This window comes from Ectobacillus sp. OTK, from assembly GCF_059698935.1.
The window spans coordinates 3,782,158-3,805,601 of the sequence record NZ_AP048547.1; the positions used below are offsets into that span (position 1 = coordinate 3,782,158).

Annotated in this window: 21 protein-coding genes and 1 pseudogene; 1 reads left to right on the top strand and 21 read right to left on the bottom strand. The window is 44.7% G+C overall.

Annotated elements, in window-relative coordinates; translation table 11 throughout:
• Window positions 1-120 precede the first annotated feature (120 nt).
• The 17 genes and pseudogenes from ftsZ to AC6HZ4_RS18785 form a co-directional block, all read right to left on the bottom strand.
• The gene (gene ftsZ, locus AC6HZ4_RS18705; RefSeq protein WP_497491205.1) at window positions 121-1,287 is read right to left on the bottom strand and encodes a cell division protein FtsZ; all 1,167 of its coding nucleotides are present in this window, start codon (window positions 1,285-1,287) and stop codon (window positions 121-123) included.
• 37 nt (window positions 1,288-1,324) lie between these two features.
• The gene (ftsA, locus tag AC6HZ4_RS18710; protein ID WP_497491206.1) at window positions 1,325-2,599 is read right to left on the bottom strand and encodes a cell division protein FtsA; all 1,275 of its coding nucleotides are present in this window, start codon (window positions 2,597-2,599) and stop codon (window positions 1,325-1,327) included.
• Window positions 2,600-2,691: 92 nt separating this feature from the next.
• Window positions 2,692-3,079 (bottom strand): annotated as a pseudogene (locus AC6HZ4_RS18715) (small basic family protein).
• Window position 3,080: 1 nt separating this feature from the next.
• Window positions 3,081-3,797, bottom strand: a complete 717-nt coding sequence (locus AC6HZ4_RS18720) for a DUF881 domain-containing protein (RefSeq protein ID WP_497491207.1) — start codon at window positions 3,795-3,797, stop codon at window positions 3,081-3,083.
• Window positions 3,798-3,817: 20 nt separating this feature from the next.
• A complete protein-coding gene (locus tag AC6HZ4_RS18725) occupies window positions 3,818-4,510 on the bottom strand; it encodes a DUF881 domain-containing protein (RefSeq protein WP_497491208.1) in 693 nt (230 codons plus the stop codon).
• Window positions 4,507-5,277 carry a cell division protein FtsQ/DivIB gene (locus tag AC6HZ4_RS18730; protein ID WP_497491209.1) on the bottom strand — a complete coding sequence of 257 codons (771 nt, stop codon included), beginning with the start codon at window positions 5,275-5,277 and terminating at the stop codon, window positions 4,507-4,509. Before AC6HZ4_RS18730 ends, AC6HZ4_RS18725 begins: the two co-directional genes overlap by 4 nt.
• Window positions 5,278-5,386: 109 nt before the next feature.
• Complete coding sequence (gene murB, locus AC6HZ4_RS18735; protein ID WP_497491210.1) at window positions 5,387-6,292, bottom strand: UDP-N-acetylmuramate dehydrogenase; 906 nt, start codon at window positions 6,290-6,292, stop codon at window positions 5,387-5,389.
• Between the two features lie 178 nt (window positions 6,293-6,470).
• The gene (gene spoVE, locus AC6HZ4_RS18740) at window positions 6,471-7,568 is read right to left on the bottom strand and encodes a stage V sporulation protein E (protein WP_497491211.1); all 1,098 of its coding nucleotides are present in this window, start codon (window positions 7,566-7,568) and stop codon (window positions 6,471-6,473) included.
• Window positions 7,569-7,642: 74 nt separating this feature from the next.
• Window positions 7,643-8,995 (bottom strand): UDP-N-acetylmuramoyl-L-alanine--D-glutamate ligase, encoded by a 1,353-nt coding sequence (gene murD, locus AC6HZ4_RS18745; RefSeq protein ID WP_497491212.1) that lies wholly within the window; start codon window positions 8,993-8,995, stop codon window positions 7,643-7,645.
• The gene (gene mraY, locus AC6HZ4_RS18750) at window positions 8,996-9,970 is read right to left on the bottom strand and encodes a phospho-N-acetylmuramoyl-pentapeptide-transferase (protein ID WP_497491213.1); all 975 of its coding nucleotides are present in this window, start codon (window positions 9,968-9,970) and stop codon (window positions 8,996-8,998) included.
• 25 nt (window positions 9,971-9,995) lie between these two features.
• Window positions 9,996-11,477, bottom strand: coding sequence for a UDP-N-acetylmuramoyl-L-alanyl-D-glutamate--2,6-diaminopimelate ligase (locus AC6HZ4_RS18755; protein ID WP_497491214.1), 1,482 nt, complete (start codon window positions 11,475-11,477; stop codon window positions 9,996-9,998).
• A 61-nt stretch (window positions 11,478-11,538) separates the two neighbouring features.
• Entirely contained in the window at window positions 11,539-13,455 is a 1,917-nt protein-coding gene (locus AC6HZ4_RS18760) for a stage V sporulation protein D (protein ID WP_497491215.1), read from the bottom strand.
• Between the two features lie 104 nt (window positions 13,456-13,559).
• The gene (locus AC6HZ4_RS18765; protein WP_497491217.1) at window positions 13,560-15,695 is read right to left on the bottom strand and encodes a penicillin-binding transpeptidase domain-containing protein; all 2,136 of its coding nucleotides are present in this window, start codon (window positions 15,693-15,695) and stop codon (window positions 13,560-13,562) included.
• A 17-nt stretch (window positions 15,696-15,712) separates the two neighbouring features.
• Complete coding sequence (gene ftsL / locus AC6HZ4_RS18770; protein ID WP_497491218.1) at window positions 15,713-16,066, bottom strand: cell division protein FtsL; 354 nt, start codon at window positions 16,064-16,066, stop codon at window positions 15,713-15,715.
• 45 nt (window positions 16,067-16,111) lie between these two features.
• Window positions 16,112-17,044 (bottom strand): 16S rRNA (cytosine(1402)-N(4))-methyltransferase RsmH, encoded by a 933-nt coding sequence (gene rsmH, locus AC6HZ4_RS18775; RefSeq protein ID WP_497491219.1) that lies wholly within the window; start codon window positions 17,042-17,044, stop codon window positions 16,112-16,114.
• Window positions 17,045-17,382: 338 nt separating this feature from the next.
• Window positions 17,383-18,996, bottom strand: a complete 1,614-nt coding sequence (gene bshC / locus AC6HZ4_RS18780) for a bacillithiol biosynthesis cysteine-adding enzyme BshC (RefSeq protein WP_497491221.1) — start codon at window positions 18,994-18,996, stop codon at window positions 17,383-17,385.
• An 81-nt stretch (window positions 18,997-19,077) separates the two neighbouring features.
• On the bottom strand, window positions 19,078-19,950 hold the full coding sequence (locus AC6HZ4_RS18785) for a 2-dehydropantoate 2-reductase (RefSeq protein ID WP_497491222.1): 873 nt from the start codon (window positions 19,948-19,950) through the stop codon (window positions 19,078-19,080).
• A 343-nt stretch (window positions 19,951-20,293) separates the two neighbouring features.
• Here AC6HZ4_RS18785 and AC6HZ4_RS18790 point away from each other — a divergent pair, with 343 nt between their 5' ends.
• The gene (locus AC6HZ4_RS18790; RefSeq protein WP_497491223.1) at window positions 20,294-20,764 is read left to right on the top strand and encodes an N-acetyltransferase; all 471 of its coding nucleotides are present in this window, start codon (window positions 20,294-20,296) and stop codon (window positions 20,762-20,764) included.
• Between the two features lie 31 nt (window positions 20,765-20,795).
• Here the strand turns inward: AC6HZ4_RS18790 and AC6HZ4_RS18795 are convergent, their stop codons facing one another.
• From AC6HZ4_RS18795 to AC6HZ4_RS18810, 4 genes are all read right to left on the bottom strand, one after another.
• Complete coding sequence (locus AC6HZ4_RS18795; RefSeq protein WP_497491225.1) at window positions 20,796-21,356, bottom strand: RsfA family transcriptional regulator; 561 nt, start codon at window positions 21,354-21,356, stop codon at window positions 20,796-20,798.
• A gap of 134 nt (window positions 21,357-21,490) precedes the next feature.
• Window positions 21,491-22,264: an enoyl-CoA hydratase/isomerase family protein gene (locus tag AC6HZ4_RS18800; protein ID WP_497491226.1), complete on the bottom strand. Its 774-nt coding sequence runs from the start codon at window positions 22,262-22,264 to the stop codon at window positions 21,491-21,493.
• Between the two features lie 424 nt (window positions 22,265-22,688).
• Complete coding sequence (rpmF, locus tag AC6HZ4_RS18805) at window positions 22,689-22,862, bottom strand: 50S ribosomal protein L32 (RefSeq protein WP_497491227.1); 174 nt, start codon at window positions 22,860-22,862, stop codon at window positions 22,689-22,691.
• A 57-nt stretch (window positions 22,863-22,919) separates the two neighbouring features.
• Window positions 22,920-23,423: a YceD family protein gene (locus tag AC6HZ4_RS18810; RefSeq protein WP_497491228.1), complete on the bottom strand. Its 504-nt coding sequence runs from the start codon at window positions 23,421-23,423 to the stop codon at window positions 22,920-22,922.
• Window positions 23,424-23,444: the final 21 nt, after the last annotated feature.

Sequence of the window (23,444 nt, forward strand, 5' to 3'; positions counted from 1 at the left end):
AGGGCGCTGGAACTGGGTATCACTCAAATGGTTATCCTTGGATCAAGTAAAAAAGGCAAAGGGATTTTTTCCCTTTGCCTTTTTTACTTGATTTAGCTTCTGTGGCCTGCATCCGCTTGTTTATCGTCTGCGGCGATTGCGTAGAAACGCCGGAATATCTAAATCTTCTACCTGTGGATTACGAGGAATATCGTTATAAACAGGCTCTTCCCGCTTTACCTCCCGCACCGGTTTGATTGGCGGCTGTGGTTGTGGAGTTGACTGCTGCTGCGAAGCTGCTCCGGTAACAGTTGAACGAACAGATGGCTTCGCTGGCGGCGTCTGCAGCGCAACGGAGTCGTCAAAGCCTGTCGCAATAACAGTAACGACAATTTCATCCTTTAAGTTCTCGTTAATAACAGAACCAAAAATCATATTCACTTCTAAATCAGACGCAGATGCAACGATATCAGCTGCCTCCTGCACTTCGTATAAGCTTAGATTTGTTCCGCCTGTAATGTTCATTAACACCCCTTGCGCCCCATCGATAGATGTCTCAAGAAGAGGGCTGGAAATCGCACGTTTCGCCGCCTCTGCTGCACGGCTCTCTCCTGTACCAACGCCAATCCCCATAAGCGCAGATCCTTTGTTGGACATAATCGTTTTCACATCTGCAAAGTCTAGGTTAATAAGACCTGGTACTGCGATTAAGTCAGAGATACCTTGTACCCCTTGACGAAGTACATTATCCGCTTCACGGAACGCTTCAAGCATCGGCGTATTCTTATCAACGATTTCAAGCAAACGGTCATTTGGAATGACGATAAGTGTATCGACATTCTCCTTTAGTGCCGCGATTCCAGCAGCAGCTTGCGTTGCACGCTTGCGGCCTTCAAAGGTAAACGGCCGCGTTACAACACCTACTGTCAGCGCACCAAGCTCCTTTGCCACCTGTGCAATAACAGGTGCAGCACCGGTACCCGTTCCGCCGCCCATTCCGGCTGTTACGAATACCATATCTGCTCCGCGCAGCGCCTCCTGAATTTGCTCCTTGCTTTCCTCAGCAGCTTTCTTTCCTACCTCTGGGTTCGCTCCAGCACCTAGTCCCCTTGTAAGCTTTCCGCCAATTTGCATTCTAATTTCTGCTTTTGATAAATTAAGGGCCTGGGCATCTGTATTAACAGCGATAAAATCCACACCCTGTACACCATGCTCAATCATACGGTTTACAGCATTGTTTCCGCCGCCTCCAACACCGATTACTTTTATATTCGCCATTGATTCTTGCGTAGTATCAAACTCTAACATCTAAAATCCCCCTAGAACCTCATTTTTCTTTCCATGTCTAATCCCATAAATAGCGGAACACTTTTTTCATTTTATCCATAACACGTTCCTCTTCCCTCGGCTGCTGGTTTGGAGCCTGCTGCACAGGTATAGGAGGACGACGATCATATTCCGGCTGTTCCTGTTGCTGCGTTTTTCCTTTTAGCTTCGATTTTTGGTAGGCATACTTGATTAGTCCTACCCCTGTTGTATATTGCGGTTCACGAACCCCGATATAATCAGGTGTCGCAATCCGAACATTATGCTGCAGAACATCCTGGGCAAGCTCTAACACTCCTGACATCGAAACGACACCGCCTGTTAACACATATCCGCTAGGAAGCGACTTAAAACCTAGCTTGCGAAGCTCTTGTTGAACAAATAGAAGAATTTCCTCTAGTCTCGCTTCAATAATGTCTGCTAAATCAGCCTGAGCAAACTGCTCTGTCTGATCACTTCCCATAACGGATACTGCGAACATTTCGTCTTCTGATGCTGTATGATAATAAGCATGACCATGCTTAAGCTTTACCTTTTCCGCATGCTCTGTAGCCGTTTTTAAACCAATTGCAATATCTTTGGTAATATGGTCTCCACCGATTGGCAAAACGCTAGTCGCCTTTAGCTCGCCATCTTGAAAAACAGCCAAAGTCGTAGAACCGCCGCCGATATCAACCAAAGCTACCCCCATATTTCTTTCGTCCTTAGAAAGAGCAAGACTCGCTGCTGCGAGCGGCTGCAAACCGATATCCACAACTTCCAGCCCCGCTCTTTCTACACAACGAAGCAAATTATGTAGCAATGTCTTCGAACCGGTAATTAATAATCCTTCCATTTCTAGACGTACACCAATCATCCCCCGAGGATCATTGATTTCATCCAGCCCGTCCACAATGAACTGCTGCGGCACCACATCAATAATTTCTCTCTCTGGTGCAATTGCAACGACCTGTGCAGCATCTAGTACACGCAATACATCTTCGCTGCCAATCTCACGGTTTTCATTCGAAACAGCCACCACTCCATGACAAGGAAGAAGCTGCACTTGATTAGCGCTAATTCCGACAACAACACGGTCAATATGCATACCAACCATTCGTTCCGCTTGTTCAATCGCTCTTTTAATTGACTGTACAGTTTCATCTATGTCCACAATGGAACCTTTCTTTAAACCGCTCGATTTTCCATTTCCAACACCAATAATGTTTAAAGCATCATGGGACATTTCTCCAATAATGACTTTAACATTGGATGTACCGATGTCAAGACTAACGTATATTTCGTTGCTGTTCATACTCTGGCACCTCCTTTTTTATTTATACCATAAGCATGCATCTATCGAACAACAAACGTGGCACTTGTATTTATAAGAAAAATATTCAACGTTTACGTACGTTTCCCTTTTTTTATACGGACATTTTTCTTATTTTTGTTTACTACCTGTTCTTTTAGCAAGGAGCAGCCTTCGAATGACGGCGATATTTTGAAACAGCCTAACCCCAAAGGCAAAGATAGCTGCCAAATATAAGTCTACACCAAGATGTACTCCCAGAAAAGCTAAACTTGCCGCTAGGATTATATTGAAAAAGAAACCGGTAAGAAAGACGGCTTCATCATATGTTCCTTGCAAGTTCGCACGTATTCCTCCAAACAATGTATCAAGCGCTGCAAGCACAGCAATGGATAAATAGTTAGAGTATTGCTCCGGAATTGTAAGATCTGAGCTTAATCCAAGCGCAATGCCGATGAATAAACCTAAAACAGGGAGCCACATGCTACTTCCCCTCCTCTTCTGTTTTGATAGCCTCCATGTGCTCCGTGCGAATCGATCCTTCATAGCGTCCGATCGTAATCTTATCCTCAGGCTTCGACATGGTCAATTCAATATTGTCAATTGCAAAATGATCGAACGCATTCGATACCTTCATGCGGTCATACAGCTCCTGCGCATCTTTGGCAACAACCTTCACTTCCAGTGGAAGCGGCGGCAGCACAACGCGATTAACCGACACCTTGCCGTTCACATCTCGAATAGGCGTTGTAGCTATAATACGCTGATCATCAATTTGCACTGCTGTTGCACCATATGTATTTAACTCATTTACGAGACGCTGCAGCAGCTGAGGGGATAGAACCGGCGCCTCCTCACCCTCTCCCAAATTGCTAAATAAGGGGGCGAGACGAAGTGTAATGCCGCTTCCTGTCACATCCGTTAATCCAGCCTTTTCCCGCAGCTCCTCTAGTGTTTTTTGCAGCGCATCTGCTTTACTTCCAGCTCGCTTCGCTTCATATCCCTCAAGCTGCTCCTCATACTTGCGAATTTCCTTTAGCAGTTCAATTTGAACCTGTTGCTCCGCCTTTAAACTTTCCTTTAATTGCCATTCATCCCGAGTGTCTGTAACCTTCGGACTTTGCAATGTTTTATACTGCACAGCTGCCATAACTCCAATAATTAACATAATGAGAGTGAAGCTCCATCTTTTTCGGCTCACTATTCTTCCCCTTCTTACCATTACTTTTTATAATACGGCTCCAGTACAAGATCTTGTCTTGTTTGAAGCTTCACAGAAATATTGTCGCTAAGCAGACGGTCAACAACGCCGCCGCGAATATTCAATGCCTTTTGCAGCACATCCGGACTGCCGATAGCCGTAATTACAAAAGGCGCCGGATGCTCCGTACCATCTACATTTACAACCGGTCCGATGCACGTCACATATGAATGAGTTGTTAGCCTTTGTCCATTTATAGCAATTGCTTCTGCGCCTGCAGCATATAATTCGTGAAGTACAGCTTGTATATGACCGTCATGAACAAGATAATTATTCACATTTTTATCAGCAATTGCTTTTGTGCTATCCGCAAGCGTAATTTCTAATCCTTGTCCCTTCACCTTTACCTCTCCTATATATACACGCAGCTGCTCAACCTCACTTACCGCATTCGAAAGGTTATTTTCTTGCTCCCCGAGCTTCTCTTCCTCTTTGCGCACGCTTTGCTGCAAAGCAGCTACCTGACGCTGCAGCTTGGCATTCGTTTTCTCTTGGTCAATCAATCTTTCGCGCAGCTCATATTCCCGGTTCCACTCCCTGTCCGCTCTCTCACTCTGCTCCTTCTTTGACGTTACCGCGTAAGAATAGGCAATCATAAAGCCAAGAACTAGACAAACAAGCGAAAGCCATACATAACGACCTTTTCTTTTCATTGTGACTCCTCTCCTGTATTCAAACGTTCCGTATATGCCCCTAACTCTAGGTGAATTCTCACTTTTTCATTCGGCTGCAGCGTTTTTATAATAAGCGGATAAGCTGTCATTTTTTCAGCAAATCCTCGAACAGTTGTACTCACCTCATAGCCTTCATTCATATAGAGAGTAAGATGAAGCGGGTCAGATGGCTTTGGGCTCAAGTGTATTTCAGACACAGACCGAAATATGCTGAGTGACATCTTTTTAAGCTCAGAGGACATCTCTTGGTATGCTTCCTTCTTCTCAAATCCAAATAAAACGGGAGCTGCCACTGGAAGCGTTTGGTCTGGAAGCGCTGATAGCATCTTCCCATTTTCCAAAAGCGGATAGAGCTTACCTTTTTTATATACATAGCCAATTGTCTTGTATTCCTTGATCGTAATCACAATCTTATTTGGCAGCACTTTTTGAACCTGTGCTGCTTGAACTTCCTTTTTTTCAGACAGTCTTGCTTCTGCTTCCTTTGGCTTTACTCGAAAATAGCTTGTCTCATATGTAATACCTGATAGCTTCATCACCTCTTTATCGCTCATATAATGGCTTCCTTGTACAGCGATATGAGAGATATTGCTAAGCGGAGATCGAAAGTACATCACAAATAAAACTAACAAAAATAAAACTGCGACATATAAAATCAACCTGCGATTCACCTTTTTTCGCTTTTGCCGCTGCTTCTTCAGCTTTGGCACGCGCTCCTCAAGTTGAATAATCTTTCCATTTTTCATTTCGATCCCCCATTGTCCGTATGTAACGTAAAGAACGGCATGGAAGCGCATGCCGTTCTTTATCTTCTATTATTATATCATAAATGTTTCCATACAAAGTAGACAACTATTATCTACCAATAATCTCCACTTCTGTATGCATTTCGATGCCATATTGCTCATGTATCGTCTGTTTAATATACTGAATCAAACAAAGTACATCCTCGGCAGTAGCCGTTCCTGTATTCACGATAAAATTCCCATGCATTTCTGAAATTTTTGCACCGCCGATTTGATAGCCTTTTAGTCCGGCTTTTTCTACGAGATTGCCGGCAAAATTTGGCAAAGGATTACGAAAAATGCTTCCAGCGCACGGGTGATTCCATGGCTGTGTATCACGGCGATAGTCTTTATTTTTTTGCATGAGTGCAAATACTTCATCACGGTCGCCTTCTTGCAGTTCCAATTCTGCCTCAAGCACGATTCCCGGGCGCTTATTTTGCAAAACAGAAGTGCGATAAGAAAACTCAAGCTCTTCATTTGTGAGCCATTCTACTCTGCCATCCTCAAACATAACAAGTGCTTTCGTTACAATTTTGGACATATCAGACTTATGAGCACCTGCGTTCATATAGACCGCACCACCAATGCTGCCTGGAATCCCACCGGCAAATTCGAGCCCTGATAAGCCTTGACGACTCAAAAGCGTCGCAAGCTTAACAAGTGAATAGCCGCCGCCAACAGACACCTTTGTTCCCTCTACCTCTAAATGATCCAGTCCTTCGCCAAGTTTAATGACGACTCCCTCAATTCCTTTGTCAGATACGAGTAGATTAGAACCGCGGCCAATTGCCGTCCATTGTGTTTTGTGCTCCTTCACAATCTCCAGCGTTTTACGCACGCCTTCTATGCTGCTTGGAATCACCATAATATCAGCTGGTCCGCCAATTTTCATTGTTGTATGACGTGCTAGCGGCTCCTGCTCCAGCACCTTTCCAACATTCGTTTCTATTAACTCCCTCGCCAATTGTTCCATACTGCTCTCCCCCAATCCAATTCTCCGGTACTTATAGTAATATGCAGGACATTCACCTAACGTTATTTTCTTGTTATAGCGTATCGTTATTTTTCGGGAAATATCGAGTTATTTTGATATTTTGCTTTGCAATACCCCGTGTTGAGACATTAAGAAAAACCCTGTTCACGAACAGGGCTTAGTATCGGGAATGACGACTTACGTTTAATAATACTCCGACTGCCGCAAGCATAAGCGTCAGGCTCGATCCCCCATAGCTTAAAAACGGCAGCGTAATACCGGTAACCGGGATCAGTCCAGTGACCACGCCGATATTAATCATCACTTGAATGGCAATCATCGCCACAATGCCGACCGCCAAAAATGTCCCGTATAAATCCGGTGCGCCAAGTGCAACACGGATCCCCCGCCACAATAAAAGACTAAACAATAATAACACAAACGAGCCGCCGATAAAACCTAATTCTTCAGAAAGAATCGCAAAAATAAAGTCTGTTTGCGGCTCCGGTAAGTAAAAAAACTTTTGTCTGCTTTGTCCCAGTCCGAGGCCGAATAAGCCTCCTGGACCAATCGCATACAACGACTGGATGATTTGAAAACCGCTGCCGAGCGGGTCGGACCATGGATCTAAATAAGATGTGATACGTTTGATCCGATAAGGCGCTGACGCAATTAACGCAATAAAGCCTGCTATTCCGACTCCTCCAAGCATCATAAAATGCGCTACTCTTGCCCCTGCTGCAAAAATCATGACCACACATGTTCCAACCATCACCGTACCCGTACCAAGGTCTGGCTGCAGCATAATCATTCCAAACGCTAAAAACACAAGGCCAAGCGACGGAGCAAGTCCTCTTTTAAAGGATGTAATCAATTTTTGCCTCTCCGATAAAAACTTGGCTAAAAATACAATCATCGCAAATTTCATAAATTCAGACGGCTGAATTGAAAAAGCACCGACCCCAATCCAGCTGCGCGCTCCTCCGCGTACCATTCCAATTCCAGGAATGAGCACAAGAATAAGAAACAGAAAACAAACAAGCAAAATGATTTTCGAATAATCACGCCAAATCCAATAATCGATCTTCATAATGACAAACATCGCTACAACGCCAAGCCCGGCAAATAAAAGCTGCCGCTTCGCAAAAAAGAACGAGTCTTTAAACTTATACGACGCCCAGGCTGCACTCGCGCTGTACACCATAATCATGCCAACGGTCAGCAATATCAGCGTAACCGCAACAATGATGAAATCGGGTGTTTTTTTCGCTGGCATTCGAATATCACCTCTTGGAAACAAGCTTAAGTCTTATTTAAAACGCCGGGACCCTCCCGGCGTTTTAAACTGCTTTATACTAACTTATGCACGGCTTGTATAAACATGTCTCCTCGATCCTCAAAAGTCTTAAACTGATCCCAGCTTGCACACGCTGGCGAAAGCAAAATTACGTTTCCAGCTTCAGACAGTTCGTAAGCCTGCTGCACTGCTTGTTCCACATTATCGACACGTTTGATACATTTCATTCCCGCCTGCTCTGCTGCTTTGATTAGCTTCGGTGCAGTTTGTCCAAATGTTACGAGCGCTTTAACATGAGAAAGGTATGGAATCAGTTCATCAAACTCATTGCCTCGATCCAGCCCTCCAGCAAGCAGAATAACAGGCTGCGTAAACGCAGATAATGCTTTTTGCGTTGCTAAAATATTCGTTGCCTTCGAATCATTATAAAACTTCCGGCCATTTACTTCTGTTACATACTGCAGACGATGCGCTACTCCTGTAAATCGCTTTAACACAGATTCAATTGCCTCATTGGATACACCCATCAGCTTCGCAACGCTCATCGCCGCAAGAATGTTTTCAAGATTATGCTTTCCTGGAAGCACAATGTCAGCAATCTCTATCACTTTTTCGTCTCGGAAATAGAGCGCATCGTTTTGTACACACGCTCCGTCCGGAAGCACCTGTGTCGTCGAGAAATACACCTTTTGCCCATTACTTCCCTTTACTAGCTCCACCACATCCTCATTATCAGCATTCACAACGCTATAATCAGAGGATGTTTGGTTTTTGAAAAGATTTGCCTTCGCTAATCCATACTCGCGCTTTGTGCCATGATAATCAAGATGGGCATCGAATAAATTTAAAAGCACAGCAATTTTCGGATGGAAAGTTTCAATCCCCATCAGCTGAAAGGATGATAATTCTGTTACAATCACTTCATCCGCCTTTGCTGCTTGTGCTACCTCACAAGCAACTGTACCAATGTTTCCAGCAATAAGCGGACGCTTGTTGCCTTCTTGAAGCATTTCAAACGTTAGTGTAGTTGTAGTCGTTTTACCGTTTGATCCAGTAATGCCGATAAACGGCGCTTCCGAGATACGATAGGCCAATTCCACCTCTGTAATAACAGGAATTCCCTTTTGCTGCGCGGCAGCCACTAATGGATTTGTATATGGAATCCCGGGATTTTTGACAATTGTTGTAATATTTCTCTCAAGCAGCTCAAGAGGATGAGAGCCGCACACAACCTCAATGCCTTGACTGCTTAGACGCTGTGCAATCTCATTTTCCTCAAATGGTGTTTTATCGTTTACGATTACGCTTGCGCCAAGCTGATGAAGCAAAGTGGCAGCAGCATATCCACTCTTTGCCATACCTAGTACAAGCACATGTTTTCCTTGATAATCCGCTACAGTTTTCAATTACATCCACACCTCAATATAAATTCCTAGCATTGCAAACAGCAAGCCGACTGACCAAAACGTCACAACGACGCGCCACTCCGACCAGCCGCTAAGCTCGTAATGATGATGAAGCGGACTCATCTTAAATACGCGTTTCCCCGTTGTTTTAAATGAAATAACTTGAATAATAACAGAAAGTGTTTCAATCATGAAGATACCGCCGATAATCGCCAGCAACAGCTCCAGCTTTGTCAAAATTGCAACCGCTGCTAATGCGCCGCCAAGCGCAAGTGAACCGGTATCCCCCATAAATACCTTTGCCGGATGGGCATTGAACACCAAAAAGCCAAGAACGGCTCCAACAACGGCAACGCAAAAAATCGCCGTTTCATACTGATGCTGGTTATAAGCCAAAATTGCATACGCCCCAAACGCAACTGCAGATGTTCCCGCTAATAGCCCATCTAAGCCATCCGTAAGATTAACCGCATTCGATGTACCAACAAGCAAAAACACGATAAAAAGCAAATAGCCCCACCCTAAATCAAAGCTAATATCCGTTCCCGGTATACGAAGATCCGTTCCGAATGAATATTTTTGGTAAAACAGAAAAAATACAATAGCAATGACGAGTTGACCGACAAGCTTCTGTTTTGAAGTTAACCCTAAATTTCGTTTCATGACTACTTTAATGTAGTCATCTAAAAAGCCGATTAGACCGTAGCCAAATGTAACAAATAGAAGCAAATATGCTTCTGTATTTAGCTCCCCAAACTTTGCCGCCATCAAAGCAGTCGTTACGATGACGGACAGGAAAATCACAATGCCCCCCATCGTCGGTGTTCCCGATTTCTTCTGATGTGATTTTGGCCCTTCCTCACGAATGCTTTGTCCAAATTTTAAACGACGTAAAAACGGGATAAAAACAGGAGAAAGCGCGACGGCAATTAAAAAAGCAACGGCAATTGTAATTAAAAGTCCAAGTTCAAGCATAAATAGCCCCCCTTCTCTCTCGCTGTTAGATATCTTGCTGTCTGCTTGAACGGTGTTTCATTGCTTCCTTCGCAACGAGACGGTCATCAAAATCAATGACTGTCGTACCGATAATTTGATAAGTTTCATGACCTTTTCCGGCAATTAAGACTACATCTCCGCGCTCTGCAGCTAAAACAGCATGCGTAATGGCTTCTTTTCTATCAGGGAGAATTTCGTACTGTTCACCTTCGACCCCTGCAGCCATCTCTTCTAAAATAGCAAGCGGATCCTCGCTGCGGGGATTATCAGAAGTAAAAATTGGATAATCCGCGTACCTAGCAGCAATACGCGCCATTTTCGGGCGCTTTGTTCTATCTCTATCTCCCCCGCAGCCAACAACGCAATATACCTTGCCTGTTGCAAACTGGCGAATGGTTTGTAATGCGTTTTCCAGACTGTCTGGCGTATGCGAGTAATCTACAATAACAGCAAAATCCTGTCCTCCATCTACAAGCTCGAACCGCCCGGATACGCCTTGCATACGTTCAATGACGCGCACTATTGTTTCTAGCGGCACGCCCGAAACAAGACTAGCAGCCGTTGCAGCCAGCACATTGTAGACATTGAATTTTCCTGCAAGCTTCATTGTTACTCTTACGCTATCAAACGGCGTGACGAGCGTAAATGCTGTACCCGCCCCGGTCATTTCAATGTCCGTTGCGAAAATATCACTTTTCATATCAATCCCATATGTAATGACCGTTGCCTGCGTACTCATTATGTAATCCTTAGAAGCTTCATCATCATTATTTAGAACCGCATATTTGACGCGGTCATGGCGATAGCTGTTGCCAAGCTGGGCAAACAAGAGGCCCTTCGCATGCTTATACTCATCCATCGTTTTATGGTAATCGAGATGATCCTGCGTTAAATTGGTGAATACGGCAACATCATACTCACAGCCGTGCACTCGACCAAGATGAAGTGCATGGGATGATACCTCCATGACAGCCGCCGTTACATTACTGTCCAGCATACGGCGAAACGTTTTTTGCAGTGTGAGCGCATCAGGTGTTGTATTTTTTACCTCAAACGTTTCATCTCCGATTTTCATATTAATCGTGCCAATTAAGCCGGTTGTATGGCCATGCTCGCGCAATATCTCATTCACAATATGAGATGTTGTTGTTTTTCCGTTTGTACCTGTAATACCTATTAAATGCAAATGCTGCGTCGGCTGACCATAAAAGAAATCTGCAAGCACCGCTAAGGCGCGCACACTGTCCTTCACAAGAACAACAGGAACGTCCACGTCAAGTGGGCGCTCCGCTACAATAGCTGCCGCACCTGCTGCGGCGGCCTGCTTTGCAAACTGATGCCCGTCGACCGTAAACCCGCTGATGCAAATGAATAAGCTGCCAGTACTGACTTGGCGCGAATCCATTTCAATGGATTCAATTTCCGGGTTTTCCGCCGGCATGACGGAAAAATCATGCAAGCATGACATGAGTGTATGCAACTTCATTCTGCTTTACCTCTCTGCTTTTTATTTATTGTATCTGAAACGAAACGCACTCATACGTAAATTAGCTTCCTAAATACAGGCGTATCTTCGTTCCTTCCTTTACCTTCACACCAGCACGCGGCTGCTGCTCAACTACCTTTTCCCCTTCACCTTGAACTTCAATTTGAAGATCAAGCTGCTGTGTTTGCAAGTCTTTTTTCGTCATGCCAATTAAATTCGGCACTTCAATAGAAGGCGTATCGAGCCATGTAAGCTCTTTATCAATTCCGCCTCCACGCGGCTGTACACCTATGGCCGGCAATATGTCACGCATCATGTTTCCAACAATCGGCGCCGCAACAACGCCGCCAAATTGCACTGTTCCTTTTGGATTATCGACAGCCACATAAATGACAACCTGCGGGTCATCGGCAGGCGCAAAGCCGATGAAGGAAACAATATAGTTATTTTCCATATAACGTCCATCTTTGACCTTTTGCGCTGTTCCTGTTTTACCGCCAACGCGATAGCCCTCAACGTACGCTCCTTTACCAGAGCCCTTTGCGACTACATTTTCGAGCGCGCGGCGCACCTCAGCCGAGGTTTCTTTCGAAATAACCTGTCTCTTGGCAACTGGCGTTTTCCGACTCACAATCTGACCGGTTTCTGGATCAATAAATTCCTTGGCAATGTACGGTTGGTATAATGTACCGCCATTTACAGCCGCAGCAACAGCCGCCACCTGTTGAATCGGCGTTACAGAAACCCCTTGCCCAAACGCTGTTGTTGCTTGTTCAACAGGACCGATTTTCGCAGGGTTAAAGAGAATCCCTTTTCCTTCTCCCTGCAAATCAATACCTGTTTTTTGTCCAAAACCAAAATCATAGATATATTGAAATAGCTTCTCCTTGCCGAGCCGTTCCCCAAGCTCGACAAATCCCGGGTTGCATGAATTTTGGACAACCTCAAGGAACGTTTGATCACCGTGACCTCCGCGTCTCCAGCAGCGAAGATTCGCTCCGTCAACCTCAGCTGCTCCGTCATCAAAGAAGCGGTCCTTGTCTAAATCAACTAGATTTTCGTTTAAAGCTGCAGCAAGTGTAATAATTTTAAAGGTTGAACCGGGCTCGTACGTACTCCAAACCGGTAAATTTCGATTGTATACCTCTTGCGCGACGTTTTTGTAATTGGACGGATCAAAGTTTGGACGGCTTGACATCGCCAAAATTTCTCCATTCTTCGGATTCATCGCAATTGCAACAATACCATCTGCGCTATATGTAGCTTGCGCAATGTCCAGTTCACGCTCCACAATCGTTTGAACGCGAGTATCGATGGTAAGCTTTAAGTCTAGTCCGCTCTCTGGCTGTTTATAATCATCCCCGATATTTTCAAGCTTTCGGCCCTTTGCATCCGCAAAAAAACGGACATACCCTTTCTCACCGCTTAATTCCTCGTCATACGAAAGCTCTAAGCCCATTAAACCTTGATTGTCAATGCCGGCAAATCCAAGAACATGCGATAAATAGCTGCCAAACGGGTAATACCGGATGGAATCCTCGGCAATATACACCCCTTTTAAACCAAGAGCGCGCACTTCTTTTGCCTTCTCATGGGAAATCTTTTGTCCTTCTGGCCTAAGCTGTTCAATGCTTGCCCTTTTCGTCAAGTGCTTATAAATATCTTCCCTTGATGCGTCCAATACAGCAGCGAGCTTTTCAGCCGTTGCCGCCGGATTTTCGATCTGCCTTGGCACAACAAAAATGGAAGGAGCACTTTTATTCGTTGCGAGCTCCACACCATTTTTGTCCAAGATCCGGCCGCGCTGCGGTTCAAATTTAATATTCCGGCTCCAAGAATCCTTTGCCCGTTCCGTCAGCATATTTCCAAGGGCAAACTGCACATAGCCAAGACGTACATCAATCACTGTAAAAATAAGCAAACCGCACACTAATACAAATATAAGTCGTTTCCGTACCGTTACGTTTGATACGCGCATATCGAAAGAACCTCCCTGCACTTTGGCTCGTTTCAATATATGCTTGTACCTTTTTGATTAGAACACAGCACCCTACAGGCGTCAAGCCCATAGATTTTCTTCTGCTATTCTTCTGGCTGCTGCTCAACTGGGGGCGACAGCTTTACCTCAAGCAGATCACCTTTTTTTAGTCCGGTTCCCTCCTGGATGCTTTGTTCGGTTATATATCCTTTTCCAGAAGTTTTCAGTTCAAGGCCTAGCACGTTCGCAAGATTCATCACATCCCGGAGCGACCAGCCGCTTATGTTTGGCATTTTATTATTCGTGCCTGCAAGCAGTACGCGCTCGCCTTTTAACACCTTATCTTCAGCAAGCGGCGTTTGCTTCACGACAGTACCTTCTCCTAACACAGTCGGGCGCAGCCCTTTGCTCTCAAGCTTTTCTTTTGCAGCCGAAACCGTTTCTCCTACTAGACTCGGAACAGCGATGCTTTCCTGTTCAGCTAGCTTGCCTGTATCTTTTACAATCGAAGGCTTCACCTTTAAATATTGCAGACTATTTTTCGTTACCGACTTAAAAATATCGGCAAGCGGTGTTGCTCCATATTCACTGTCCTTAAGATGCGGCTGCTTTATAGCAACATAGACAAGCAGCTGGGGATCGTCTGCCGGCGCCATGCCGAGAAAGGAGAAAATATAGTTCTCTCGCCCCATCATATATTTGCCGTCAGGACCTGGAATTTGTGCCGTTCCCGTTTTACCGGCAACGGAATACCCATCAATTTTATAGGCAGTGCCCGTTCCTTTCGGGGACGTAATGACCGTTTCTAGCAGCTGCCGCACCCGTTTCGCTGTATCCTCCGTAATCGGTTCTCCAATCTCCTGGGGCTTATGCTGCTCCGTAACTTTGCCGGTATCGCTATCGACAACACGGTCTATCACATACGGCTTCATCATTTTTCCATCATTAGCAATTGCTGTTGCCGCTTGAATTTGTTGAATCGGCGTGACAGTAGAACCTTGCCCAAATGCCGTTGTAACTTGCTGGATCTGCTTATCAAATAAAATTGTATTCCCGCTTTCTCCGGGCAAATCAATGCCTGTTTTTTGATCAAGACCAAATCTGTGAATATACTGACGAAGCCGGTCAAAACCAAGCTGCTTCTCTGCTAGAATTGCAAATGCTACGTTGGAAGAGCGCTGTACCCCTTCATCGAAGGTAATAGAGCCCCAGCCTGCTCCGCCGTTATGATCTCTGATCTGTGTTCCGCCTACTGCATATGTGCCGGACTGATAATACGCCGAACCTTGATATACGCCCTCATTCATAGCCGCCGCAAGCGTAAACACCTTCATCGTTGATCCCGGCTCATACGCGTATGCAATCGGATTGTTTAAATAATATGTAATGTTACGCATATTCGGGTCATAGCTCGGGCGGCTCGACATCGCTAGAATTTTCCCTGTTTTCGGATCAGCGACAATACCGAGCAGCATCGATGGGTCATAATGCTCTGCTGCCTTCGTCATGGCGTCCTCAAGAAAGCTCTGCACACGCTGATCAATCGTGAGATAAACATCATCCCCATTCTTCGCGGGCTTCACCTTTTCTTCACTGTTTGCGAGCAGCAGACCGCGTGAGTCCCCTTCATAGGAGATAAAACCGTTCTCGTCATGCAAATATGAATCTAGTGTTTGTTCAAGACCAAACTTCCCTTCTAGTACACCTTCGTCATTCGTCTTTGCATAGCCGATAACATACGAAGCAAAATCACCGTTTGGATAGCTGCGCGCTCTCCCGTCAATAAAGGTAATTCCCTTTAGCTTCATAGCAGCAATTTGCTTCTTCTGTTTCTTCGTCAAGCTTTTTCCAGCGGGACCAAATTCAACTTGATACGCCTTTTTGTTATTGAGCTTCTCTAAAATCTCCTCGGCCTCCATATCTAAAACTGATGCAAGCTGCTGCGCCGTTTGTTCTTTATCCTCTACACGGTTGTCGCCTTTGAGCATAGCAACAAGCTTATACGCCGTAATGTCCTGAGCGAGCACAAAACCATTTTGATCATAGATCGTGCCGCGTTTTCCTTCAAGTACACCCTTTTTATTATGCTTCGCCTTCGCCAGTTCCGTCAATGACTGTCCATGTACCGTTCCCGTCCACTGAATATAAAAAAAGCGTGACAATAACAGGAAAAAGAGCAGGAGAAATATAAGCATTAATAATCCTGCTCCTCTATTCATATGGAATTTTTTCGCATCCATCCGTTTCTCACACCCGCTTATTGATTTAACCCTTTTACATTGTTTTCATTAACCTCAAGACCCATTTCCTTCGCCTTCTTGGAGATGCGGTCATAGCGGCTCAGCTGCTCTACCTCTGCTTTTAGGTCAGCATTTTTTTTCTTTTGCTGTTCAATGCTTTGCTGCAGCTTCGAGGATTCGGCATTCACCTTATACATGTCCGCTTTGTTACTAATTAGAGCGATGCACGCGTACACTAAAAAAGCAAGAAACATACCATACAACAGCTTTTCAAATCTCGTCACCTTTGCCGTTCGTGCTTTTGGGGCTTGCTTTGGTACAGACGAGGTTTGTTCTGTCTGCTTTTTACGCTCCACAGCGAGGTTACTCATGCTTTACCTTCCCCCTTACCTTCATGGTACCAAACCCGTTTACTCTTATAACTTTTCTGCAATCCGCAGTTTAGCAGAACGAGCTCTGTTATTTTCCTCTAATTCTTCTTCTGTCGGCAGCAACGGCTTTCTTGTAATCAGCTTTAGCTTCGGCTTATACTCATCCGGGATGATTGGAAGACCCGGCGGCAGCTGCGGCATTGTGCTGTGCGCCTTGAATACTGTTTTGCAAATCCGATCCTCTAAAGAGTGGAAGGTAATAACACTCACACGTCCGCCCGGCTTCGTTACCTCAATTGCCGCCTCCAGCGCTTCTTCAAATGCCTGCAGCTCATCATTCACAGCAATTCGAATAGCTTGAAAGACACGTTTAGCAGGATGACCGCCCGTTCTTCTTGCAGGAGCCGGAATGCCTTCTTTAATGAGCTCTACAAGCTCTCCTGTCGTTTCAATTGGTTTTACTGCTCTCGCCGCTTCAATTTTGCGCGCAATTTGCTTGGAAAATTTTTCTTCCCCATATTGAAAGAAAATTTTCACTAACTTTTCGTACGGCCATTCGTTGACGACCTCATACGCTGTTAACGGCGCATCCTGATCCATTCGCATATCAAGAGGCGCATCATGATGGTAGCTGAAGCCGCGCTCCGGTGTATCAAGCTGCGGAGAAGATACTCCAAGGTCAAAGAGCACGCCGTCCACCTTTTCTATCCCAAGGTCAGCCAATACTTCTTTTAAATAGCGAAAATTGCTTCTCACTGCGATAAAGCGGTCTCCATAGGAAGCGAACTTTTCCTGCGCATTTCGAATTGCCGTTTCATCCTGGTCAAAAGCAATCAGTTTGCCGTTTTCAGAAAGCTGCGACAGCAAATATGAGCTATGTCCGCCTCCTCCTAATGTACAATCCACATACGTACCATCCGGCTGTATATGCAGCCCGTCCACTGTTTCTTTTAAAAGCACTGTAATATGTTTAAACATTGTTGCACCTACTTTTGTGAAATCATAGCTTTTTTACTATTGTTTTATTATATACTAGATTTTATCATCTTTACCAAAATGTTTGCTAAAATCCTGCTGAATTTTAGCAAACGCTATTATATTGCGCATTCTTTTGTAAAATAGCAAAAAACACAGTTCCTTCTATATCTAATCCAGCGGACAGACTGCCATTTTACAATTAATTCCACAACTCAAAAAAAAAATCCTGCAAGCATGTGCAGGATTTTAACGTAAAAGGTCTAATAAGCATCTTCCATTTCGACCGCGCAGCATATCCTTTACTCGCAGCTCGAACCATATAGGAGGCAAACTGTCATTCACAGACGAATACACAAATGGGAGCCGTTCCAAGAAAATGGCAGCTTCAGCAAATCCGGAATAAAGTCAAAGCCGTATTCATTCAAATAATACCATACACTCCACGTGCGCTCCTGCAAATGCCCTAACGGCTGCAAAGACATTTGAATGCGGCGGAATTTATTCAGCTGCACATTATGCACGAGCTCGATTTCCCGCCCCAGGGCACGCTCTAGCATATTGATTTGCTCCTCGATTTTCTGTTTATTTTTCTCAGCAAAGCTGTTTAGTCCCGGCTGTATATTTCGAACAAGCTCGCGCAGTGTTCTATGCGTCTCCTCGAATCGCTGACGCGCCTGGGCAAAAGTTTCTTCAACCGGCTCAGATACTTGCTGCGCCAGCCATTCCTCCTTCATCTGTTCGACTGGTTTACGGAATACATCCTCCACGCTTATGTGCAATTCCTGCAAATCTGTCTCAATACCTCGCTCGAGATAGCTCATCATAAGACGAGGCACAACAGGCGGCATCAAAAAGCCAATATGATGAAAGACCTGCTGCAGCTCCGCCCAATAGGCAACCTCTCCCGGACCGCCAATAAACGCAAGCGTCGGAAATAAATACTCCTGCATAAGCGGACGCGTGACTACGTTATTGCTAAATGACTCAGGCTTCTCTATCATAAGGCGCTCCAGCTCTGCAAAGGAATAACTGCCGTTTTTATACACAAAACGGTCCCCATCCTTTTCTAGCAGCCACCGCTCTCCTTCTTCGTGAATAAACAAATGTAAACTATTTTCCTTCGCAGCAATCAGAGGTGTATACCCACGCTCGCGCAGCATTTCCTGCTGCTGATGCAAACCAGACTGAATATCTTCGTGATGATGAAGGATCGTTTGAAAAAACGTTGCTTCCAAACGGCGCAGCTCGCTATCTCCGGAATCAACAAGTATAAGGCCCTCTTCCTTAAACAGCTCCATAATCAGCCGGCCGAAAAAGTCTACGTATGTGCTTGATTTTTGTAAGCAATCCTTAATAACGTTTAGCAAATCATTCGTATGCTCCGTTTCCCGATACGTCTGAAATATCTCCTGCACCCATGACCAGCATGCTTCAATTTCAAGCGGAAGGGAGGATGCACTCGTTTTCCCTGTACCGGCCTGATAGAGAACCGATTTTTTTAAGCTTCCGTTTTTCGCCACGAATAGATGATTAATTTCCTCTATATCATGATCCTCTCCAGCAATCCAAAACACTGGTACGACAGGTGTACCGAGCTTTTTCTCCTGCTCCTTTGCCATTTGCAAAATCGAAACGATTTTATGAATGGTATATAGCGGTCCTGTCAAAAGTCCTGCCTGCTGTCCCCCAATCACAACATATGTACCCGGTTCTGATAGCGCCTGAATGTTTTGGAGCGTTTTCGCCCCTGCTCCGAGCCGCTCGTTATAAGCAAATAAATGAGCAGAAAGCTCTCGGCGCGGGTACGATCGCTTTTGTAAATCTTTGACCCGCTTTTGAAAAGCCTCTTCTTCTAGCGAATAATCAAAACAGGCTGAAATCTGTTGCTTTTGCTGTATGTAATCTCCTGCAACTCCGCTTGGCAGCGAAACCGAGATTTCCTTCAACTCCATAAAAAGTTCTTCCTTTCATATCCAGACGTTGTGTATGACAAAATTGTAGTCAATGTTGTATGCAAAAGCAAAGAATTTTACTCAAGGAGCTATTCCTTTTATTGATTGGTGCAAAAATGATAAGAGCGGTGCCTGTTTGTTTTGTTTCTCTGCTTGCACAAGCAAGTATCCAATAATTGCATCAACCTCTGTTTGTCTTCCAAGCTTTACATCCGTCAGCATAGAAGATTGGTTCTCAGCTGTTTTCCGGCATACGTCACAGACATGCTCCCAACGCTCTTCCTTTTCATCAAGAATAAAGATAACCTCTGCAAACACTTGCTTCATGGCCTTGCGAAAAGCCGGGTTATCCAATAAAATGCCATTTCGAACCCGATATAATGCGGTAAGCGGATTAATGCATGCGTTTACAATCAGCTTGCTTCTTAAAACTTCTTCCCAGTTCTCTTCGACTACAATTGAAAAACGGGGAGCTTGAAAAAACGGCAGCAATGCTTGAAACCCCTCTTCTCCCGCTAGAATACCCAGCTTCGTTACACCGATGCCAGTATGCACAAAGGACCGGGCATCCCCTTTTCTAGCACCATGCTCCACAATGCCCACAGCAATGCATGTATTTTGCATATTCTGTAATAGGGAAAGATGCCCCATTCCATTTTGTAAAAAAACCAGCCGTGCCTGCGTTTGCTGCAAGTGCGGCAAAATCAGGCCGAGATCGTATTGCTTTACAGCTACAAACACATAATCATCCTCTATAGCTGCGGCGCCTAAGGGAACTGCTGCGGGAAACTGCGTTTCTACTTGCCCATCAAACGTACACGAAATTCCAAAGCGGCGTATATGCTCTGCTTGTTCCATGTTTCGCGTATACACTGTGACAGCGGCGCCGGCCTTTTGTAAGTAAAAGGAAAATAACATGCCGATCGCGCCCGGACCGATCACTCCCATTTTCATAACACTCTCTCCTACTTCGTTATTCTTACAGTTAGTGTAACAAATTTTTTAGAAAAATACCGAAAATTCCTCCTTCCTTTCATAAACCACTCCAACCGCGTTATAATAGAAGTGAGAATATTTTTATTTTTCATCATCTTGAAAAGGCGGATCCTGTCTCCTTGGTCTTCCGCAGGCTATAGCCCCATGCGGCTTCAATCAATGGGTGCATAATTCTTTTGTCTTCCTAAATATAAAAAATTGCTCCAATAGATAACAAACATTGTGTTATAGAAGAGTTTAACAGCTAGCATGCTAACCGTTTTAAAAACTTTTTACTCTATAGAAAAGGATGTGACGTTCTTTGTATTCTCCTAAGGTTGAGCGATTGCTCGTAAATTATAAAACATTGGAAGAATTTAAGAAATTTAAAGGCTGCGGCGCACAGGAGCTATCCATGCTCGAAGATCTGCAAGCAAACATGATTGAAAATGACAGTGAATCTCCTTTTTATGGTATTCGTTACGGAGAATCTCTTGTTGCGAGAATGAGTCTGTACATGAGCAAGCAGACGGAGGATGCTATTTTGCAGGGACCGTTCGTGGAACTATTTAAGCTTGAAGTGCTTCCGCCATTTCAGCGGCAAGGCTTCGGCAAAGTGCTTGTGGACTATGCAAAAAGCTTAGAGCTGCCAATTAAAACGACAGCGCGCGTACACTCGGAAGGGTTCTGGGAGCGGGTCGGATTTCAAAAAATACCGGTCGGTGAAAATAGCTTTTACATCTGGCATCCCTCCGAAAATTTGAATACGATTACAAAAAGCGAATCCGCATAGAAAAAAACAGCTGCCTTTTAAGGCAGCTGTTTTACTTTTCAATTTGCTCTAATACATTGCGCTCCCGCAGCAGCTGCATCTCCCGTTCTTCCCCGGATTCTACAACACTGCGCTTTCGGTCAATATAATCAAACAGCGTACGATACTCTTCTTCATAGCGGGAGAGTTTTCCCAGTAAGCGTTTGTTTTCCTGACGCAGCTGCTCAGTCTCCTGCTGCAGCTGTTCTAACCTCTCCTGCCAGCTCATTGCTTCACTAGCACCCTTCGCCTTCTTATAATTCTGCAAAAAGAAGATTACATCATCGAGTGTAGCAAACGAAACTCCTTCTTGCTGTTCCCTTTTCTGCTCGACCTCCGCTGAGGAAGGTGCTGCTTTTCGAATTTGCTTTGCTTCTTCAATTTTCTCCTTATATAGCTTTCTTACACAGGAGTTCCACCGAAATCCACAAGCAGCCGGCGTTCGAGATAGCTGACGGCCAACCTCCTTGAAAGCGGATAACTGCGTTCCCCCTTCACGAATATGACGCAACACCACTTCGGCCAGCAGCAAATCCTCTTCATCTGTCCAAGCATCTTGGCGTGTTGTTGCCATCTAAAGCCCTCCTTGAGCATTTTTTATTAAACATATGCCGTTGGTAGAAACGATAGAATGGCAAATTGCTAAAAATATGTAATTTCTGCTTGATTATATCACTGTTTTTAGTATGGAAAAGCCATTACAAGCAGTTAACTTTTTAAAAAGGCGGCTACAGCCTCATGATGCGCAGGTGATTCCCAAAGGACAGCGCACTCCTCTATCTCCTGCTCCATACGTTCCTTCAAACGTGTTTCCTCCCATCTGCGAATGGCTGCTGTTTTATAAGCAGACAGCACCTCAACGCGCGGTGAAAGCATGCTTTCCATCCATTTCTGACATGATAGTTTTGCATCACCTTCAAATATTTCATGTATAAATCCGAGTTTTAATGCATCTCCCGCACTAAAACGCTGTGCAGAGCATAGAAGCGTCATCGCCTGGTCGTGACGAAGCTTTTCAAACAGCATCGCTGCCCCGCCCCAGCCCGTTGTAATAGCAAGGCGGCCTTGCACAAATCCAATCGTTGCCGTACTAAGTGCAAAGCGGTAGTCACATGCAGCTGCAATTTCACACCCGCCGCCAACTGCAGTACCATTCAATAAAGCAATCGTCGGCTTAGGAAGGGTCATTAGCTCATATAGAATTTCTCCCATTTTCTTTAGCATCGGATGCGCCTCTTCCTTCGTATAAAGCCCATGAAAAAGCTGTAAATCACCGCCTGAACAAAACGCATTTCCTGCTCCCGTTAGCACAAGCGCTTTATCCTCCCTATTTTCCCGCACCTCTTTCAGCAATGCTGCAAGCTCAGCCATCACATCAAAATCAATCGCATTGCGGCGCTCCTGTCTGTTAAACGTCGCCCATACAATACCTTGCTTTCTCTCTACTATTACCTTCTTCATTAGCTTTCGTACAGGAGACATCGAACTCCTTCTGTAAACAGCGCCAGCCCGCATATCTCCTGCACTCCTCCTCTCGGTTCATCATATAGCCAATTGCGCTCCAGCTGCACGCAAGCCAGGCTTAATAAAGATCTGCCGTTGCTTCTTTTTATATGTACTAAGTTTCGAGAGAAGCTGCCAAATTCCTTCCGAAAGAGGAGACATGATTCATTCCTAAAACTAAAAATTTTAATAAAAGAAAATATAAATTTATTTCATGCATCAGATACAGAAATGCATAGGTTTTCTATCGCTTGTTAGAATAAGTGAGGCAAATTTCCAAATGACATCACATACTAGAGATATCCACAGCTTACCGCGAACCTAAAATGGAGTCTTTGTAACATCTGCTAAAGATCTCTAAAATAAAACAAGCGCAGAAGAAATTCTTCTGCGCTGACAGCCATTACTGGCTGATAACTTCCTTGCCTTTGTAAGTACCGCATTGTTTACATACGCGGTGAGCAAGCTTCATTTCACCACAGTTTGGGCATGCTGTCATACCAGGCACTGCTAGTTTGAAGTGCGTACGGCGTTTTCTTTTTGCAGTTTTGGATGTTCTTCTGAAAGGTACTGCCATTATTCCCACCTCCTTAAAAGAGTGCATTGTTTCATATGAAGTCCTAATGCCGGTCTTCTATTGTTGTTTGTCAAAAAACTTCGCAAGTCCCGCAAGACGAGGATCAACCTTCTCAGTCTGCTCCGCCTCTGTAATAACCTGCCAGTCCTGACCCTTCATCGGTGCCCCATTTGAAGCCTCATCACTGAAAATCTGTATCGGAATTTCCAGAATTATATTTTCCTTAATTACAGGGAGTAAGTCAAGTACTTCTCCTTGTAAATAATGAACATCTGCATCGGCCTCATATTCTTCTTTTGAAGTGAGGAACACCTCAGTTGTTTCAATATCAAACGGAAATGTTACATCTGCTAACGTTCGCGAACAAGGCAGCACCATCGTGCCAGTAATGCGAAAATGAAACGTGAACTTGTTTGCACCAAGATCCGCTCGTCCCGCTACGCGAACGGGCGAAATGTCTCGAATATCAGCATTTCCCTTCAATTCGCTCACATCGACTGTTTCGTCAAACGTTAACCCTTTGCTTCGGTATTTGTTTAATTGATGGATTGACCATTTCATTTAAAATCACCTCAAGGCAAC

Bases quoted from the DNA above. Each gene is read 5' to 3' on its own strand.
- ftsZ (WP_497491205.1), bottom strand. From the start codon at position 1,287: ATGTTAGAGTTTGATACTACGCAAGAATCAATGGCGAATATAAAAGTA.
- ftsA (WP_497491206.1), bottom strand. From the start codon at position 2,599: ATGAACAGCAACGAAATATACGTTAGTCTTGACATCGGTACATCCAAT.
- AC6HZ4_RS18725 (WP_497491208.1), bottom strand. From the start codon at position 4,510: ATGAAAAGAAAAGGTCGTTATGTATGGCTTTCGCTTGTTTGTCTAGTT.
- AC6HZ4_RS18730 (WP_497491209.1), bottom strand. From the start codon at position 5,277: ATGAAAAATGGAAAGATTATTCAACTTGAGGAGCGCGTGCCAAAGCTG.
- murB (WP_497491210.1), bottom strand. From the start codon at position 6,292: ATGGAACAATTGGCGAGGGAGTTAATAGAAACGAATGTTGGAAAGGTG.
- spoVE (WP_497491211.1), bottom strand. From the start codon at position 7,568: ATGCCAGCGAAAAAAACACCCGATTTCATCATTGTTGCGGTTACGCTG.
- mraY (WP_497491213.1), bottom strand. From the start codon at position 9,970: ATGCTTGAACTTGGACTTTTAATTACAATTGCCGTTGCTTTTTTAATT.
- AC6HZ4_RS18755 (WP_497491214.1), bottom strand. From the start codon at position 11,477: ATGAAGTTGCATACACTCATGTCATGCTTGCATGATTTTTCCGTCATG.
- AC6HZ4_RS18760 (WP_497491215.1), bottom strand. From the start codon at position 13,455: ATGCGCGTATCAAACGTAACGGTACGGAAACGACTTATATTTGTATTA.
- AC6HZ4_RS18765 (WP_497491217.1), bottom strand. From the start codon at position 15,695: ATGGATGCGAAAAAATTCCATATGAATAGAGGAGCAGGATTATTAATG.
- ftsL (WP_497491218.1), bottom strand. From the start codon at position 16,066: ATGAGTAACCTCGCTGTGGAGCGTAAAAAGCAGACAGAACAAACCTCG.
- rsmH (WP_497491219.1), bottom strand. From the start codon at position 17,044: ATGTTTAAACATATTACAGTGCTTTTAAAAGAAACAGTGGACGGGCTG.
- bshC (WP_497491221.1), bottom strand. From the start codon at position 18,996: ATGGAGTTGAAGGAAATCTCGGTTTCGCTGCCAAGCGGAGTTGCAGGA.
- AC6HZ4_RS18785 (WP_497491222.1), bottom strand. From the start codon at position 19,950: ATGAAAATGGGAGTGATCGGTCCGGGCGCGATCGGCATGTTATTTTCC.
- AC6HZ4_RS18795 (WP_497491225.1), bottom strand. From the start codon at position 21,356: ATGGCAACAACACGCCAAGATGCTTGGACAGATGAAGAGGATTTGCTG.
- AC6HZ4_RS18800 (WP_497491226.1), bottom strand. From the start codon at position 22,264: ATGTCTCCTGTACGAAAGCTAATGAAGAAGGTAATAGTAGAGAGAAAG.
- rpmF (WP_497491227.1), bottom strand. From the start codon at position 22,862: ATGGCAGTACCTTTCAGAAGAACATCCAAAACTGCAAAAAGAAAACGC.
- AC6HZ4_RS18810 (WP_497491228.1), bottom strand. From the start codon at position 23,423: ATGAAATGGTCAATCCATCAATTAAACAAATACCGAAGCAAAGGGTTA.